At 71.9% G+C, this 17024-nt stretch carries 17 protein-coding genes; 11 read left to right on the forward strand and 6 right to left on the reverse strand.

Annotated elements, in window-relative coordinates:
• Window positions 1–10: 10 nt before the first annotated feature.
• The gene (gene glpX / locus IO39_RS33100) at window positions 11–1045 is read right to left on the reverse strand and encodes a class II fructose-bisphosphatase (RefSeq protein WP_043631453.1); all 1035 of its coding nucleotides are present in this window, start codon (window positions 1043–1045) and stop codon (window positions 11–13) included.
• 171 nt (window positions 1046–1216) lie between these two features.
• Between glpX and IO39_RS33105 the strand changes: the two genes are divergently transcribed.
• From IO39_RS33105 to IO39_RS33115, 3 genes are all read left to right on the forward strand, one after another.
• Complete coding sequence (locus tag IO39_RS33105) at window positions 1217–1825, forward strand: TetR/AcrR family transcriptional regulator (RefSeq protein WP_043631456.1); 609 nt, start codon at window positions 1217–1219, stop codon at window positions 1823–1825.
• Between the two features lie 11 nt (window positions 1826–1836).
• Entirely contained in the window at window positions 1837–2364 is a 528-nt protein-coding gene (locus tag IO39_RS33110; protein WP_043631459.1) for a DUF4245 domain-containing protein, read from the forward strand.
• 69 nt (window positions 2365–2433) lie between these two features.
• Window positions 2434–2688, forward strand: a complete 255-nt coding sequence (locus IO39_RS33115; protein WP_043631462.1) for an exodeoxyribonuclease VII small subunit — start codon at window positions 2434–2436, stop codon at window positions 2686–2688.
• Between the two features lie 190 nt (window positions 2689–2878).
• Here the strand turns inward: IO39_RS33115 and IO39_RS33120 are convergent, their stop codons facing one another.
• On the reverse strand, window positions 2879–3289 hold the full coding sequence (locus tag IO39_RS33120) for a nitroreductase family deazaflavin-dependent oxidoreductase (protein ID WP_052423668.1): 411 nt from the start codon (window positions 3287–3289) through the stop codon (window positions 2879–2881).
• 84 nt (window positions 3290–3373) lie between these two features.
• Between IO39_RS33120 and IO39_RS33125 the strand changes: the two genes are divergently transcribed.
• Complete coding sequence (locus tag IO39_RS33125; RefSeq protein ID WP_052423669.1) at window positions 3374–4009, forward strand: TetR/AcrR family transcriptional regulator; 636 nt, start codon at window positions 3374–3376, stop codon at window positions 4007–4009.
• A gap of 61 nt (window positions 4010–4070) precedes the next feature.
• Here IO39_RS33125 and xseA read toward each other — a convergent pair whose 3' ends face one another.
• Both xseA and IO39_RS51185 read right to left on the reverse strand, forming a co-directional pair.
• Window positions 4071–5294: an exodeoxyribonuclease VII large subunit gene (gene xseA, locus IO39_RS33130; RefSeq protein ID WP_043631465.1), complete on the reverse strand. Its 1224-nt coding sequence runs from the start codon at window positions 5292–5294 to the stop codon at window positions 4071–4073.
• Between the two features lie 27 nt (window positions 5295–5321).
• Window positions 5322–6563 carry a DUF8129 domain-containing protein gene (locus IO39_RS51185; RefSeq protein WP_052423670.1) on the reverse strand — a complete coding sequence of 414 codons (1242 nt, stop codon included), beginning with the start codon at window positions 6561–6563 and terminating at the stop codon, window positions 5322–5324.
• A 101-nt stretch (window positions 6564–6664) separates the two neighbouring features.
• On the opposite strand from IO39_RS51185, the gene IO39_RS33140 reads away from it, so the two are divergent.
• A complete protein-coding gene (locus tag IO39_RS33140) occupies window positions 6665–7630 on the forward strand; it encodes a 4-hydroxy-3-methylbut-2-enyl diphosphate reductase (RefSeq protein WP_043631469.1) in 966 nt (321 codons plus the stop codon).
• A 110-nt stretch (window positions 7631–7740) separates the two neighbouring features.
• Here the strand turns inward: IO39_RS33140 and IO39_RS33145 are convergent, their stop codons facing one another.
• Window positions 7741–8253: a DUF6542 domain-containing protein gene (locus IO39_RS33145; RefSeq protein WP_043631472.1), complete on the reverse strand. Its 513-nt coding sequence runs from the start codon at window positions 8251–8253 to the stop codon at window positions 7741–7743.
• A gap of 14 nt (window positions 8254–8267) precedes the next feature.
• Window positions 8268–9536, reverse strand: coding sequence for a DNA recombination protein RmuC (locus IO39_RS33150; protein WP_052423671.1), 1269 nt, complete (start codon window positions 9534–9536; stop codon window positions 8268–8270).
• Window positions 9537–9620: 84 nt separating this feature from the next.
• Between IO39_RS33150 and IO39_RS51190 the strand changes: the two genes are divergently transcribed.
• The 6 genes from IO39_RS51190 (at window position 9621) to IO39_RS33180 (ending at window position 16990) form a co-directional block, all read left to right on the forward strand.
• Entirely contained in the window at window positions 9621–10337 is a 717-nt protein-coding gene (locus tag IO39_RS51190; RefSeq protein ID WP_052423672.1) for a hypothetical protein, read from the forward strand.
• An 11-nt stretch (window positions 10338–10348) separates the two neighbouring features.
• Window positions 10349–11425, forward strand: coding sequence for a redox-regulated ATPase YchF (gene ychF, locus IO39_RS33160; protein WP_043631475.1), 1077 nt, complete (start codon window positions 10349–10351; stop codon window positions 11423–11425).
• Between the two features lie 284 nt (window positions 11426–11709).
• Window positions 11710–12072, forward strand: coding sequence for a hypothetical protein (locus IO39_RS33165; protein WP_043631478.1), 363 nt, complete (start codon window positions 11710–11712; stop codon window positions 12070–12072).
• Between the two features lie 725 nt (window positions 12073–12797).
• Window positions 12798–13517, forward strand: a complete 720-nt coding sequence (locus tag IO39_RS33170) for a conjugal transfer protein (protein ID WP_245642442.1) — start codon at window positions 12798–12800, stop codon at window positions 13515–13517.
• 80 nt (window positions 13518–13597) lie between these two features.
• Entirely contained in the window at window positions 13598–13843 is a 246-nt protein-coding gene (locus IO39_RS33175) for a hypothetical protein (RefSeq protein WP_245642445.1), read from the forward strand.
• A gap of 54 nt (window positions 13844–13897) precedes the next feature.
• On the forward strand, window positions 13898–16990 hold the full coding sequence (locus IO39_RS33180) for a TcpE family conjugal transfer membrane protein (RefSeq protein ID WP_043631481.1): 3093 nt from the start codon (window positions 13898–13900) through the stop codon (window positions 16988–16990).
• Window positions 16991–17024 lie beyond the last annotated feature (34 nt).

Here is a 17024-nt window from a genome sequence, read left to right on the forward strand (position 1 = left end):
CCTTGACGGCTCAGCCGGCGGTGTCGAAGTTGATCGCGCTGTACGCGCGCAGCTTCCAGAGCTGGTGCTCGCTCTCGATCTTGCGAATGGTGCCCGACCTGCCGCGCATCACCAGGGACTGCGTCACCGCGGAGCCGGCGCGGAACCGTACGCCCTGCATGAGCTCGCCCTGCGTGATGCCCGTCGCGGCGAAGAACACGTCGTCGGACTTGACCAGGTCGTTGGTGGTGAGCACCTGGTCGAGGTCGTGCCCGGCGTCGATGGCCTTGCCCCGCTCGGCGTCGTCGCGCGGCCACAGCCGGCCCTGGATCACGCCGCCCAGGCACTTGAGCGCACACGCGGCCACGATGCCCTCGGGGGTGCCGCCGATGCCCAGCATCAGGTCGATGCCGGTGCCCGCGCGGGCCGCCATGATCGCGCCGGCCACGTCGCCGTCGGTGATGAACTTGATGCGCGCGCCCGTCTCCCTGATCTCCTTGACCAGCCGCTCGTGCCTGGGCCGGTCGAGCACGACCACGGTCACGTCGGACGGCGAGCAGTGCTTGGCCCTGGCGACGGCGTTGATGTTGTCGGCCACGGGGGCCTCGATGTTCACCACGTCGGCCGCCTCCGGGCCGGTCACCAGCTTCTCCATGTAGAACACGGCGGACGGGTCGTACATCGAGCCGCGCTCGCTGACCGCGATCACCGACACCGCGTCCGGCATGCCGAGCGCCGTCAGCCTGGTGCCGTCGATCGGGTCCACCGCCACGTCACAGTCGGGGCCGCTGCCGTCGCCGACGCGCTCGCCGTTGTACAGCATCGGGGCGTGGTCCTTCTCGCCCTCGCCGATCACGACGACGCCGTTCATGGAGACCGTGCTGATGAGCTGGCGCATCGCGTTCACGGCCGCGCCGTCGGCGCCGTTCTTGTCGCCGCGGCCCACCCACCGGGCCGCGGCCATCGCGGCGGCCTCGGTGACGCGTACGAGCTCCAAGGCCAGGTTGCGATCGGGGGCGTGCTCGCTGGTGGCGAGCGCCGGCGGCACGGAAGTCTGGTCGGACATGATGACTGGCCCTCCTTGTGGGACAACTAGGTCGATCGTAGTTGCCGGTCTATTCCCGGCCGGAGGGGGATAATCTGCTAGGGGAGAACGGATTTTGCGCCATATGCTGTGCGCGCCAAGGATCTTGCCTCCAACATGGAGCGTGGCGCCCCGCCGTGGAGGAGATCCCGAATGAGCGATGTGGATGACGTCGTCACCCAGCCCCGCACGTCCGAGCGCGGCGCGGCCACCCGCAGCTCGCTGCTCGCCGCGGCGCGTGAGGTCTTCGTCTCCAAGGGCTTCGCGGAGGCGGGCGTGACCGACGTGGTGGCCAGGGCCGACGCGAGCGTGGGCAGCCTCTACCACCACTTCTCCGGCAAGGCCGACCTCTACCTCACGCTGTGGGAGGAGTTCCAGGCCAGGCAGACCCAGCGCACCAAGCACGCCGCCCGCAACGCCAGGGGCGCCGGCGAGAGCGACCCCATGCGGGTGTTCGTCAGCGCCGCCCGTGCCTACCTCGACGGCTGCCTGGAGGAGCGCGAGCTGGCCGCGCTGTTCCTGCGCGGTGACGGGCCGCCCGGCTTCGAGGTGGTCATGCGCGACCGGCTGCGCAAGTGGGCGCAGCGCAACGCGGCGCTGTTCGAGAACGAGCCGGCCCTCGTCGTGGTCGTCACCGGGGCGCTGGCGGCGGCCGTGTCGGAGGTGGTGCTCGGCGGCGACCCCGGCCTGGCCGACGAGGTGCTCGCCATCATCGGGCAGATTCGCCCGGCCACTTCGGCGACCGCCCGCTCCAGCGGGTAACCTCGCCCAGTGTGCGGTTCACCCAAGGTTTGTACGGCTACGCGGTAGCCCTGTTCGTCTGCCTCGCGGGCGCCGGGCTGTTCCTGCTCGTCGCCCCGCAGGGCCGGGAGGAGCACATCCCGCGGCGCGACTACTCCATCACCGTGGCCAACTTCGGCCACTCGGTGCCGTACGGCGTGTGGGCGCCGCGGCGCGACCCGGCCGGCTGGGTGCCCAACAGCAACAGGATCGCCAAGGGCGAGAACGGCGCGCAGGTCCTCTACCTCGGCTACGCCACCGCCAAGCGGCAGCACGCGATGTTCGCGCAGAGCGACGAGCGGCCGGCGGCCGGGTTCGCCAACCGCCTGGCCAACTCCGACAAGGTCGTGGGCACGCAGCAGATCGGCGGGGTGGCGTGGGAGCAGCGCTTCCGCGAGGACAAGAACCAGCGCACGCTCGTCCGCATGCTGCCGGACGTGACGCTCGTCATCACCGGCACCGCCGACTGGACGGAACTGGGCGAACTGGCCGCTCTGCTCCACCAACGCCCCAAGGGCTGACCCCGGCCCCCGGCGTTGTCCTCGTCCCCGGAGGCCGGGGCTGTCGGTCGGCGCGTCTAGGGTGGTGACGTGGCAGAGGAGAAGGCGCCCTCGGGCGAGAAGACCCCGTCTTACGAGCAGGCCCGCGAGGAGCTGACCGAAGTGGTGCGCCGGCTGGAGACCGGCGGGCTCACGCTGGAGCAGTCGATCGAGCTCTGGGAGCGGGGGGAGAAGCTGGCGGCCGTCTGCGAGGAGTGGCTCCAGGGAGCCAGGGTCAAGCTGGCCGCCGCCATGGCCCGCCGCTCCGACCCGTCCTCCGGCGCCGCCCACGACGCTCCCTTCTGACCGCGCTCGCCCACGACACGACCTTCTGACCGCGCTCGCCCACGACACGACCTTCTGGGGGCATCGCGCGGGCACCACGTGCGGCGGCCCTTCTGGGCGCGTTCGCCCCGGCGCCACCGGCGACACCGGCTTCTGGCCGCGCTCGCCCACCGGCACCGCGCGCCCCCTCGGCCGGCCCGGGTCGGGGGGGTCAGGCGGCTCTGGTCAGGGCGATCACGGGGATGCGGCGGGTGGTCTTGGCCTCGTACTCGGCGAAGCCCGGCTCCCGCTCCACCATCGCGGCGTAGAGCCGGTCGCGCTCGTCGCCCTCCACGAACTCGGCCTTGGCCTCGAACTTCTCCGTGCCGACCTCCACCGTCGCCTCGGGCGTGGCGCGCAGGTTGTGGTACCAGGCCGGGTGGTTGTCCGCGCCGGCGTTGGAGGCGATGACGATGTAGCGGTCGCCGTCCGTCATGTACATCACCGGCGTGGTGAAAGGCTTGCCGCTCTTGGCTCCCGTGGTGGTGAGCAGCACCAGCGGGGCGCCCTCGAACATGCCGCCGACCCGGCCCTCGTTGGCCCTGAACTCGTCGATGATCTTCTGGTTGAACTCGTTGGGCATTCTCGGCTCCTCAATAATCGGAGAACTCTCCGTTTGTGAAGCGTAACCGGAGGATTCTCCGTTTACAAGCGGTATGCTGCGCCCGTGTGCGGACGCCGATCGCTGCCCGTCATCGGGCAACCCCAGCCGGAGCGGGCCGATGCCGCACGAAACCGGCGCAAGATCATCGAGGTGGCGGGCCGGATGGTCGCCGAACGTGGCGCCGAGGCCCTCTCGCTCGACGAGGTCGCCAGGATCGCCGGCGTGGGCGTCGGCACGGTCTACCGGCGCTTCGGCGACCGGGCCGGGCTGGCGCTGGCGCTGATCGACGAGCGGGAGCGGCAGTTCCAGTCCGCCTTCCTCGCCGGGCCGCCGCCGCTGGGCCCCGGCGCGCCCGCCTGTGAGCGCATCGTGGCGTTCCTGCACGCGCTGGTCGATCGGACGGTGGCGCAGCAGGGGCTGTTCCTGCTGCTGGAGAAGGGGATGGGCAAGCAGGTCAGCGGGCCGTACAAGGTGCATCACATCCACCTGGCGACGCTGCTCGCGCAGGCGTGCCCGCGCGTGGACGCCGACTACCTCGCCGACGCGCTGCTCGCGCCGGTCAACGCGCGCCTGATCGCCTTCCAGGTCGAGGAGCGCGGCATGACGATCGAGGACATCAAGGCCGGCCTGGCCGCCCTGTCCGCCGCCGTCACGAGACCGCCCGACCGCCCTGTCCGCCGCCGTCACGAGACCGCCTGACCGCCGTCGCGGTGAGCGAGGCCGAGCAGCCGTGACGAGCGCCGGACGGGCGAAAGGGGCGTCAGGCGGGCGGGGAGTCGCCCGGATCTTCCGTGCGGACGGTCAGGCGGTCGTCGGTCAGGCGGATCGTCAGCATCGCGCCGGGGGCGACGTCCTTCGCCAGGCGCACGACCTCGCCGGACGGCCGCTGGACGACGGCGTAGCCGCGCTCAAGGGTGGCCGCGGGGGACAGGGCGATGAGGCGGGCCCGCAGGTGGGCGAGGTCGTCGGCGGCCCGGTCGAGCGACCCCGACAGTGACCGCCTGGCGCGGTCGCGCAGCGCCTCGGCCTGCTCGGCCCGGCGTTCGAGCTCGCGTACGGGATCGGCCAGCGAGGGGCGGGAGCGCACGGACGTCAGCCAGGACATCTCCCGGTCGAGCCAGCCGCTCATCACCCGCCGCCCCCGGTCACGGAGCTGGCGCACCAGCGTGAGCTGCTCGCCCACGTCGGGCACGACCTTCTTGGCGGCGTCGGTGGGGGTGGAGGCCCGCACGTCGGCCACCAGGTCGAGCAGCGGGCTGTCCTGCTCGTGGCCGATCGCGCTCACCACGGGGGTGCGGCAGGCGGCGACGGCGCGTACGAGCGTCTCGTCGGAGAACGGCAGCAGGTCCTCCAGCGACCCCCCGCCACGGGCGACGACGATCACCTCGACCGAGGAGTCGGCGTCGAGCCTGCGCAGCGCCTCGGTGACCTCGGCCACGGCGTACGGCCCCTGCACGGCCACTTCCTCCACCTTGAACCGCACGGCGGGCCAGCGCCGCCGGGAGTTCTCCAGCACGTCGCGCTCGGCGGCGGAGTCGCGGCCGCAGATGAGCCCGATCGTGCCCGGCAGGAACGGCAGCCGCCGCTTCCTGTCGGCGTTGAACAGGCCCTCGGCGGCCAGCAGTTGCCGCAGCCGCTCCAGCCTGACGAGCATCTCGCCCACGCCGACCGGACGCATCTCCAGCGCCGTGAACGCGAACGAGCCCCTGTTGACCCAGAAGTCGGGCTTGACGTGCAGCACCACCCTGGCGCCGTTGGACGGCCGGGGCACCGTCGCCTCATAGACGCCACGCGGGGCGGTGACCCTGGCGGACACGTTGGCGATCGGGTCGCGCAGGGTCAGGAACACCGTGCCGCCACGCGCGCTCAGGTCGGTGATCTCACCCTCGACCCAGACCGTGCCGAGTCTGCCGATCCAACCGCCCACCATCTGCAGGACCGTGCGGATCGGCAGGGGAGACTCTGGCGTGGTCTTCGACGTCATGGCGGAAGACTACGGGTTCGGTACGACCTATTCCCCGGCCTGCAGCTTCGCGAGGCGGTTCTCGAACATGCGGATGACCTCGGACCGCGCCGCCGTGGCCTGCTCGTAGGCGAGGAACTCGCCGATCTGCTCGGCCGTCTTGCCGCGCATCCTGGCGCGCAGGGAGGCGACGGTGAGCTCGGAGAACCCGGGCAGCGGCTCGGTCAGATCCACGGTGCGGGACGCGACGGGCTCGGGGGCCGCGGCGGGCTCCGCGGTGGCGGCGGCGGGCTCGGGGGCGCGGGCCGGCTCGGGTGCGGGCGCGGGCTCGGCGACCTTGGACGCGGCAACGGCCGCCTCGGCAGCCTCGGCCTCTCCGGTCTTTCCGGACTCGCCAGCCTTCGCGGTCTTCGTGGCCTTCGTGCTCTTGGCGGTCTTCGTCGCCTTCGTCGCCTTCGCGGCCTTCGGCTTGGCGGCGGGGGCGGGCTCCTCGACGGCGGGCTCGGCCACGGCCTTGGGAGCGGCGGGCGCGACCTCCGGCTTGGCGGGCGCGGTCTTCGGCTTGGCGGTGCCCTTGGCGGGGGCGGCCTCCGCCTCGGCGGTCTTGGCGGTGACGGGCTCCGGGGTGGCGGCGCTCTCCGTGACGGCGGGCTTGGGGGACGCGTCCGTCTTGGTGGTGGCCTTCGCCTTGGAGGCGGCCTCGGCCTCCGGCCCGGCGACCGCCACGGGCTCGGACTTGCCCGCGGACTCGGCGTTCAGCGCGGGCTCGGAGCTGCCGGCGGCCGGCTCCGGCTTCACGGCGGGCTCAGCCTTGGCGGTGGGCTCGGCCGCGGCGGCGGGCTCGGTCTTGGCGGCCGGTGTGAAGATGACGGGGTCGGGCTTGGTCTTGGCGACGCCGTTGGACTCGGCCGCGCTGGGCCGCGGCGCGAAGATCACCGGCTCCTTGCGCGCCGGCTTGTCCTGCGCGGACTCCGCCGCACCGGCCGGCGCGGCGGACCTGGCCGACTCGGCGGACTTGGCGGACTCGGCGGACTCGGCGGTCTCCGCCGGGACGGCGGCGACCTGTGCGGCGGCGGACGGGCGGGAGTCGTGCTCCTCCTCCTCGCGCTCCTCCTTGCCGCCGAGCCCCTTGATGGAGTTCTTCATCCGGTCCACGAGCAGCAACGCCTGCCCCGCAGCGCTCAGAGTGGTCTGGACGACGAACAGCGGGAGGTCCTTGGCCTTCTCCTTCAGCTCGTCTTTGTTGGTGACGGTTTTTGCGATGTTGCGTATCACGTCGCTGAGGGACATGAACGTCTCCCTGGGAGGTCTGTATTGGACGGCCAGTCTGGCAAACCGCGGGCTACCACGCACATGCGGGCCGGATGGCCGCTCCACGTAGCATAGAAAGTATGGAGCCCCAGACCCCCACTTCCCGCCGAGTCCTCGTCGCCAAGCCGCGGGGCTACTGTGCCGGAGTCGATCGAGCCGTGGTAGCGGTCGAGAAGGCTCTGGAGCAGTACGGCGCACCGATCTACGTACGCAAGCAGATCGTCCACAACACCCACGTCGTCAAGACGCTCGAGGCCAGGGGCGCCATCTTCGTCGACGAGACCGAGGAGGTGCCGGAGGGCGAGATCGTGGTGTTCTCGGCCCACGGCGTCTCGCCCGCGGTCCACCAGGAGGCCGCGCAGCGCAACCTGCGCACCATCGACGCCACCTGCCCGCTGGTGACGAAGGTGCACAACGAGGCCAAGCGCTTCGCCTCCCAGGACTACGACATCCTGCTGATCGGGCACGAGGGCCACGAGGAGGTCGAGGGCACCTCCGGCGAGGCCCCCGACCACATCCAGCTCGTCGACGGGCTCGACTCCGTCGACAAGGTGCGGGTCAAGGACCCGAGCAAGCTGGTGTGGCTGTCGCAGACCACGCTGTCGGTCGACGAGACCACCGAGACCGTGGCCCGGCTCAAGGAGCGCTTCCCCACGCTGATCGACCCGCCGAGCGACGACATCTGCTACGCCACCCAGAACCGCCAGACGGCGGTCAAGGAGATCGCCGCCGAGTCGCAGCTCGTCATCGTGGTCGGCTCGGAGAACTCCTCCAACTCCAAGCGCCTGGTCGAGGTGGCCAAGGACTACGGCGCGCAGGCGTCCTACCTGGTGGACAACGCCGACTTCATCCGCGACGAGTGGCTCGACGGCGTGACCACGGTGGGCGTGACCAGCGGCGCCTCGGTGCCGGAAGAGCTGGTGGAGGAGGTGCTGGCGCGCCTGGCCCGCCACGGGTTCGGCGACGTGACGGAGGTCGAGCCGGTGCAGGAGAGCATGCGCTTCGCCCTGCCCCACGAGCTGCGCAAGGACCTGCGCGCCTCCTAGCCCACCCGTCCCGAACGTCCCGCGCGGCGACGCCCCCCGGCTCCCGCGCGGGACGTTTCCGTTCTCCCGCGCGGCGCCGCCCGTCTCCCGCGCGTCCCGCGCGGCGGTGGTCAGTCCTCGCCGCGCGGGGTGCCGTACACCTTGGGCTCGAAATAGCCCTCGGGCTCCGGGGCGAACGTCGGCTGGCGCTGGCGTGACACCTCGGCGCCCGCCTTCAGCTCCTCGCGCAGCTCGCGTACGTTGTCGCGCAGCCCGCGCCGCCACGCGATGCCCAGCACCAGCGCCGAGCCCGCGAACAGCCACGGCGCGCCCCGCGTCATCGACGTGTAGAGCCCCAGCGCCAGCGACTGCATGATCGACACCGACCCGAACGCCCGCCCGAGCTCGACGATCAGCGTGGCGCAGAAGAACACCAGCGGCGGCGTCACCACCAGCGACAGCAGCTCGCGCCGGTTGACCAGCGCCGCGCCCAGCACGCTGGCCAGCACGAACGCCGCCCCCACGATGTGCTCCACGTCGAGCAGGGCCGTCAGCACGTAGCCCGCCATGGTGGCCACCAGGGCGAGCGCGATGGCGCCGCGAGCAGTCAGCCTGACGGCAGAACGCCTGCCTTTCCCACCCATTGGCCCACCCCCATTTACTGCGACCCGTTGGCCAACTTACCGTTCGCGTGGGAAATCGGAGATGAGGTTTCGAGCAGTTCGGGGGAGGCCAGGGGCCTGGGCAGGCCGTCCAGCATCTCGGGGGCGTCGAGATCACCATCGACGACGCCCAGATCGTTAAGTTTGCGCGCGGTGACCAGAACCCGGCTTTCGAGCGATCCGACCGACTTGTTGTACGCCTCCACGGCCCGCGTCAGCGCCCTGCCCAGCGACTCGACGTTGCGGCCCAGCGACGACAGCCGTTCGTACAGCTCCTTGCCCAGCTCGAACACCGCCCGCGCGTTCTCGCTGAGCGCGGCCTGCTGCCAGGCGTAGTGCGCGGTGCGCAGCATCGTGATCAGCGTGGTGGGGGTGGCGATGTGCACCCGCCGCGTCATCGCGTATTCCAGCAGCCCGGGATCGCGTTCGAGCGCCGGCGCCAGGAACGCCTCGCCGGGGATGAACAGCACCACGAACTCCGGCGACGGGTTGAACCCCTGCCAGTAGGACTTGGCCGCCAGCCGGTCGATGTGCTCGCGCACGTGCCGGGCGTGCGCGTCGAGGCGTACGGAGGCCAGCGACTCGTCCGACGCCTCGGCGGCCTCCAGGTAGGCCGCCAGCGAGACCTTGGAGTCGACCACGATGTTCTTGCCCCCGGCCAGCCTGACCACCATGTCGGGCCGCATGGAGCCCTCGGTCACCTGCTCGTCGAAGTCGCAGAAGCGCTGCATGCCGGCGATCTCGGCGACCCTGCGCAGTTGCAGCTCGCCCCACCGGCCGCGGGCCTCGGGGCGCTGCAGGGCCCGGACCAGGGCGGTGGTCTGGGAGCGGAGCTGCTCGTTGCTCTGGCGGACGAACTCCAGCTGCTTGGCCAGCTCGGCCCGCGCCGCCCGCTGGCCGGACTCGGTGTCGCGCAGCTGGGACTCGACCCGGGCCAGGGCGTCCTTCAGCGGCTCCACCAGGTGCTCGACGGCCTGCCTGCGCTGCTCCAGGTCGCCGGTGGCCTCCGCGCGGGTGGCGGCCAGCCTGGTCTCGGCCAGCTCCAGGAAGCGCACGTTGTTGACGTCGAGCGCCCGCGTGGACAGCGCCTGGAAGCGCTCGGCGAGCTGCTCCTCGACATAGACCAGTTTCTCGGCGGACGCCTTGGCACGGGCGTCGGACTCGGCCACCCGCACCGCCGCGCGGGTCCGGGCGATGAGGAAGCCGACGAGCAGGCCGACGGCGAGACCGAGGAGAAGCGACACGACGTCCACTCCATCGATCATGGCAGGAGCGCGGGCCCGGTTTCTTCCCGACACGCTTGGCGGTTCCGCTTGTGCGCCGCACGGGCCGTCACTCACAGTACTGTGATGGACACGCTACCGAAGCTGGCCGCCGCGGGCGCCGCCGTGGCGATCGCCCTGGTCGCGCTGGCGGGCGCCGTCATCGCGGGCTCCGGCGGCGGCACCCAGTCCCGGCCGGTGCTGCGCTGGTCGCCGGGCGCGTGCGTCACGGGCGACTACGCGCTGACCGCGTGCAACGGCGGCGACTCCGAGGTGGTGGCGATGGCCTCCGACCCGCCGGGGCCCGGCGGCTGCCCGGTGGACACCGACGTCGTCCTGCGGGTGGGCGAGGGCCGCACGGCCTGCGTACGCAACTTCCTGGAGCCCCACCCCGGCGCGCCGGGAGGCGGCGGCGGGCTGCTGCGCCCCGGCGACTGCGTCACGCTCGACGGCCGCGAGCGGGCCTGCGCGGACTCCGGCTGGTACGGCAGGGCCCTGGCGCTCGTCCCCGACGCCGGAGCCTGCCCCGACGGCACCCTCGACGTCCTCGACGGCGCGGAGCAGGCGATCTGCCTGGGCCCCGGCGGGCAGGTCCTCGACCGGGGCTCGTGCGTGGCCGAGCCGGCCACCGACGTGATCGCCAGGTCCGCCGTCACCCGGGTGCCCTGCGACTCGCCGCACGCCTGGGCCAGGGTGTTGTCGTTCGAGTCCGCGCCGGCCGCCTGCCCCCGCAGCGCCGAGCGCTACCTGCGCTCCGACGGGGGCCGCCGTCCGGTGACCTGTCTGTACGTCCTCAGCAAGTAAACTCGCTCACCGTGAGTCTCTCCATCGGCATCGTCGGCCTGCCCAACGTCGGTAAGTCCACGCTCTTCAACGCGCTGACCAAGACCGGCAACGCGCTCGCGGCGAACTACCCGTTCGCCACCATCGAGCCCAACGTGGGCATCGTCGGCGTGCCCGACGACCGGCTGCCCGTGCTGGCCGAGATCTTCGGCTCGGCCCGCATCCTGCCCGCCAAGGTCGAGTTCGTCGACATCGCGGGCCTGGTCAAGGGGGCGTCCGAGGGGCAGGGCAGGGGCAACCAGTTCCTCGCCAACATCCGCGACACCGACGCGATCTGCCAGGTCATCCGCGTCTTCGGCGACCCCGACGTGACCCACGTGGACGGCGAGATCTCCCCCAAGCGCGACATCGAGACGATCAACACCGAGCTGATCATGGCCGACCTGCAGACGGTGGAGAAGGCCATCCCGCGCCTGCAGAAGGAGGCGCGCAACAACAAGGACAAGAAGGCCGCGCTGGAGGCCACCGAGGCCGCGCTGGCGGTCCTGGAGACCGGCAAGACCATCTTCGAGAGCGGCCTCGACCGCGAAGAGCTGCGCGAGCTGCACCTGCTGACGGCCAAGCCGTTCCTCTACGTGTTCAACCTCGACGCCGACGAGCTGACCGACGCCGCGCTGCGCGAGCAGCTCTCGACGCTGGTCGCCCCGGCCGAGGCCGTGTTCCTCGACGCCAAGATCGAGTCGGAGCTGGTGGAGCTCGACGAGGAGGAGGCGCTGGAGCTGCTGCAGTCGGTGGGCCAGGAGGAGTCGGGCCTGCGCCAGCTCGCCAGGGTCGGCTTCGAGACGCTGGGCCTGCAGACCTACCTGACGGCCGGGCCGAAGGAGACCAGGGCCTGGACGATCCGCAAGGGCGCCACCGCGCCCGAGGCGGCCGGCGTCATTCACACCGACTTCCAGCGCGGCTTCATCAAGGCCGAGGTCGTCTCCTTCGACGACCTGGTGGAGGCCGGCTCGATCGCCAACGCGCGCTCGGCGGGCAAGGCCCGCATCGAGGGCAAGGACTACGTCATGCGCGACGGCGACGTGGTGGAGTTCCGCTTCAACGTCTGACCGGCCGCTGCGCCGCCGCTGCGTCGAACCCTGTGCCGAACGCTGCGCGCCGCCCGCGTACGCGGGCGGCGAAACGTCGCATGTCCCCGGACGCAATCACCCAGAGCGAGACTCCGCTACGGTAGGTTACCGACGGCGGACGGCGGCGAAGCCCCCTGCGAGGTGACGGCTGGTGCCCCGGCAACGACCGAGACACTTGTTACCGGGACAACTGACACGTCAACCACTTTGGGCCCCCGCGCGTCGAATCTGTCACGGCGGTCACGCTGACTCGGGAGGCCCTCATGTTCCGTCGCATCATCCGGAGACGCATCATCCGGAGACGACGCCCGGCGCCTGCGCTCGCCGGCATCAGCCTCGAGGAGGAGCTGGCCCTGATCAGGGTCGAGCTGATGTACGGCCTGCACGTCAACCGCGAGGCCTACCTCCGCAGGAAGGTCGACGAGCGCAACGAGATGGCCGCCCGGATGCGTGCGCACGAGCCCGCCGAGATGCTGGCCGAGCTGCGCGACTCGCTGGAGCGGGCGGTGCGGCCCGCGGCCCTGTCCGCTGCCCTGCCCGCTGCCCTGTCCGCGGCGCGGCCCACGGTCGTGGATCTCCACAGCAGGCGCCGGGCACGCGCCTCCCAGGACCCCGAACCGGCCTGAGAGGGCGAGCCTTCCGGGATCCCGAACCGGCCTGAGGGCGCGCCTTCCGGGATGCCGGGCCGGCCTGAGGGAGCGGGCCTTCCGGGGCCCCGAGCCGGCCTGAGACCGTATCCGCTCGCGACCCATACCGAATCCGCAGGTCACGAGCGTCCATGCTCGTTTTGGACAGGAATCCGTGGCTGCCGCGCTATGCGATATTAGGCGTCTGGCCTGGTCAAAAGCTGTTTCCACCGGGAACTGACAGGAATCGGCACTGTGGCCTGTCATACGGCCGGTTTGCCGGTGAGGAGTGTCATGCCGCAGCATGGGCGTGGCTTTCCTGGAACAATGGCGGAGACCGGATAGGGTGACTACTTCACCGCGGATGATGGGGATCGGCAACGGACGACACCGCGCCAGCCGGGGGGATCGGCGCGAGCGGAGGCGTGATGGCTCGTAGGTCTACCGTCCAGCACGATCCTCGGATCGCTGACGGGCCCGGGCTTTCCGCAACCCTTGACACGGCTGACTTCGACGCGCCGCCACCGCGCCGGCCGCGGCGTGGCGGCTGGTCGGGTGGCGGGGGCCGGTGGCTGGTGTGGACCGGCCGCGTCATTCTCTGGGCGCTTATTGTGGTTATCGTGGTGAATGGGATTCGTGCCCCATTTGAGCGGTTTACCCAGCAAGAGCCTGCTGTGTCCAATGGCGTCACGCAGGCCGGCCAGGCATTCCCCGCTGACCGTGGCATGGCTTTCGCCGCCCAGTTCGCGGGGGTCTATCTCAATTTCAGCCCCGAAGACGCGGCAAGCAGGTCGAACAAGCTCGCGGCGTTCCTGGCCGAGGGCATGGACGCGCAGCTGGGCTGGGACGGTTACGGCAAGCTGGCGGCCGTCGCGATCCAGCCCTACGACATCGAGACCACCGACGCCCACAACGCCATCGTCAGCGTGGCCTTCCAGTCGGGCCCCCGCAGGATGTTGCTGTCGGTGCCGATCTACTACTCCGGCGACGACGCCGGCAGGCGGTTCGTCGTCTCGGGCCGGCCCGCGATCCTGCCCGCCCCCGCCCCGGCCGACCTGCCGCAGGTGGCGGCCCCGGAGACCGACGACGCGGCGGCGGCCGAGCTCAAGCCCCAGCTGGAGGGCTTCTTCAAGGAATACGCGTCCGGCGACGCCGCCGGGCTCCAGCGCTACGTCGCCGCCGGCAAGAGCCTGCCCAGCTTCGGCGGCGTGTTCACCTTCTCGCAGCTCAAGGAAGTCGTGGTGCCTGTGGGGGGTGCCACCAGAGAGATCCAGGCGGTCGTGGTCTGGGCCGTGCCGAACGGCGACGCCTCGCCCACGCCCAACGCCACCGACCCGGCGGCGGTCGGCGGCACGTTGGAGCAGGTCTATCGCCTGACCGTGGAAAAGCAGGGCGACAAGTGGTTCGTCGCCGACATCCGCGGTGGCGGCCGGGTCGTTGGATGACGCACGGCCGCGCCGCAGCTTGGTACCCCCCGGGAGGACAAGAAGTGACCTTGAAGACCGTAGTGCTCACCTTGATAGAGATGACGCCGACACCGACGTCCACGGGCATCGACACCGGGGGTCTCGCCGACTTCCTGCGTGCGTTCTTCGCCCCGTTGTTCCTGGTGGTGGTGTCCGTGGTCGCGTTGTTCTTCCTCTTCACCCGCGAGATCACGCGGTTCGTGCAGTTCCTGATCTTGGCCGTCGCCATCGGAGTGATCTTCTACGTGCCCAACATCATCGAGGTGACGGCGAAGGCGATCGCGGGCGCTCTGGGCATCAGGTGAGGGTTGAGACCGCTCCGCGGCGGTCATGAACGAGCGGGTGGAGAGGAGGACCGCGTGGACCTGCCCACGTATACGAACATCTGGCGGATAGAGAAGCGGCTCTACAAGCTGTACGACCTACGGCTGCCGATGCCGCTCCCCATCGTCTGGATCGGGGTGTTCGTCGGGGTGTTCGTCCCGTGGTCGCTCCTGCTGGTCCTGGTGGGCGTGCCGGTGGAGATGCCCTGGCACGTGCTGTTCCTCGTGCCGCCGGGCATCGTGACGTGGTTGTCCACCCGCCCCGTCATCGAGGGCAAGCGGCTGACCGAGCTGCTCGAATCCCAGCTCCGCTACCTGGGCCAGCCGAAGGCGTGGTATCGCCTGGCGCCGACGTCCGAGCCCGAGGCCGTCACGTTCTCCGGCCGCGTCTGGCGCACGGTCCCCGCCCGGGTCAAGGCGAAGCCGCCGCGCAAATCCCGCCAGTCGCAGCGCGAGCGCGAGGGCCGGCGGGTCACCGGGCCCCGCCAGGTGCGCCCCGCCGTCGCCGCCGCGGCGGCCGCCGCCGCGCAGGCTCCCGTCGCCGAGCCGGCCACCGGGCGCACGGCCTGGGGCACCCGCCGTGGCGCGGCCCCGGCCCTCAGGTCCCGGGTGCGCCAGGCCGCCGGGGTCACGGCCCCGGAGGGCGTGGTGACGCCCGTACACCGCGAGAAGGGCCTCTCAGGCGGCTCCACACGGCACCAGAGCCCGCCGGTGAGCCCGCCACCCCCGGACGAGCCCTCCGAACACGACCTTTCTCGCTCCGCAGGTCCTTTTGCTGGCGGTTCCGCCAACGAGTCGTCTGTTGACACAGGCAGAACTGCTCGCCACGACGACACCGCGGGCGCGGAGCGGGAGGACGCCGGGCGCGAGGTCGTCAGCCTGGACGACGCGCGCCGCCGGAGCACCGCTGCCGGCGGCACCGCAAGCAACGGCCTGACCGGCGACGCCCCCGATCCGACGACCACCGAAGTCCCGACCATCGCGCCGACGGCCGCAGAGCTGAGGGCCACCGAACCCGCGACCACCGACCCGACCGCCACGACCGAGCCGACCGAGCCGACCGCCACGATCGAGCCGCGACACGCGGCGGCCGGGCAGGCGCGTGCCGGCGCTGAACCGGCGGCGGACGACGGTGCGGACGACGGTGCGGACGACGGTGCCGAGCCGGTGGTTGCCCTCGGGAAGACCGCCGAGCCCGAGGCGCATGGTGCGCCGGCGGGCGCCGAAGCGCCGGCTGCCCGGGAGGCGGGTGACAAGGAAGCGTTCGTGCCCGAGGCGGGGGCCGAGGAGGTGGCCGCGCGGGAGGCCGGCGTGCCGATCAAGACGGCCGAGAGCCGCAAGGCGGCGGCGGGCCGGCCGATCGACACCGAGGCCCTGCGGCGGTTGCGGCGGCTCGCGGCCAGTGCGGACGTCCCCGGCGACCCGGCGGGACAGGCCGAGACGGGTCCGTATCCCGTGGGAAGCGGAATCCGGCGTGAGGCCGAGATGGGGCCGCGACGGGTCGGAAGCGGCTCGCGCGGGGATACCGGTAATGGGCCGGGCCACGAGCGGGAGGCCGGCCCTCGCCCGGAGAGGGAGCGGCCCGAGGACGAAGTGGCCAGAGACCAGCACAGGAAGGGACAGCCGCCTCGGCTGGCGCCGGGGCTGGTGCTGTCAGGTGCGCAGCGGGTCTGGCCGCCGCTCGACCCCAAGGCCAAGCCCCTGCCACGCCCGATCGGCACGTCCCGGGGCAAGCCGGCGGACCCTGAGACGCGGCCACCCGCCGATCCCGAGCTCTCGCCGACCGGCCCCACCGCTCAGGACCCGGCCCCGCCGACCGACGCCCCCGGCCCCGGCGCGGCACCAGCAGGTGGTGCCCCGGTGGCGGGTGACGGCCTCGACGGCGCGGAAGAGGGCGGCGCCAGGACGACGGGCCACGACCTCACGGTGGCGGGCGAGGGCGACGCCCCCACGACGGAAGGCCGCGCCGACACGGTGGCGGGCGACCGCGAGGTGGCCGGGAGTGCCGAGGCGGGCGACCGTGAGGTGGCGCGCGGCCGGGCGGACGCAGGTGATCCCGAGGTGGCCGGGCGTGCCGGGGCGGGTGATCGCGAGGTGGCGCGCGGCTCACGGGACGGTGTGGGGGCCGTGCCGGTGCCCAGGGCGGGAGACGTGGCCAGGCCCGGTGAGGGGCGGGTGCGCAGGGTCGAGTCCGTGGTGGGGCGCGACTCCGGCGGGTGGCGGCGGATCGCGCAGGTCGTGGTGGGCGGCGGCGGGGTGCGTACCGACGGGTCGGAGATCGACGAGGCCAGGGCACGGGCCGTGTTCGGGGGCAGCCGCAGGATCGTCGTGCTGGGCTGCGCCGGCGGCGCGGGCCAGACGACGACGGCGCTCATGCTGGGCCACACCTTCGCGCAGTACCGTGACGACAGAATCGTGGCCGTCGACGCCAACACCGGCGGCGGCACGCTGACCAGCAGGATCCAGCCGGAGACCCCCGAGACCCTGACCTCGTTGCTGTCGGGGCTCGACCGGGTCAGCGGCTATCTCACCATGCGGGGTTACACCACGCGGACCGCCTCGGGTCTCGAGGTGGTCAGCGCGGACACCGACGCGGGCGCCGCACAGCGCCTCGCGGATCGGTCCTTCTTCTCCGACCACCGGCTCGGCGAATCCATGCGCCTGCTCGACCGCCACTACAAGCTGGCCGTCATCGACCCGGCCGCCGCCCTGGCGGCCAGGTTGCTGCCGTACGCGGACCAGCTCGTCCTGGTGGTTCCGGCGAGCGAGGAGGCGTCGGAGTCGGTGGCGATGACGTACGAGTGGCTCGACGGGCACGGCTGCGCGGAGCTGCGCAGGCGGGCGGTGATGGTGGTCAACGGCGTGAGCAGGCGTTCGATGGCCGACGTCGAGCAGGCGGAGTCGGTGGCCAGGGGCAGGTGCCGGGCCATCGTCAGGGTCCCCTGGGAGGACGACCTGGCGCCCGGCGGCGCGGAGGTCGTCGACCCCGGGCAGTTGCGCGCGGCCGGGCGGCGGGCCTATCTCGCCCTCGCCGGTGTCGTGGTCGCGGGCTTCGCGGCACAGACCGTACGACCGAGCGAAGAGGAGTTGGCGAGTGACCCCCCGGGCACGAGAATCGGTGAGCGATAAGTGAACAAGCGAGCAGGTCTGGCCCGTTCATGCG

It is taken from the genome of Nonomuraea candida (genome assembly GCF_000725485.1).
GTDB lineage: Bacteria > Actinomycetota > Actinomycetes > Streptosporangiales > Streptosporangiaceae > Nonomuraea > Nonomuraea candida.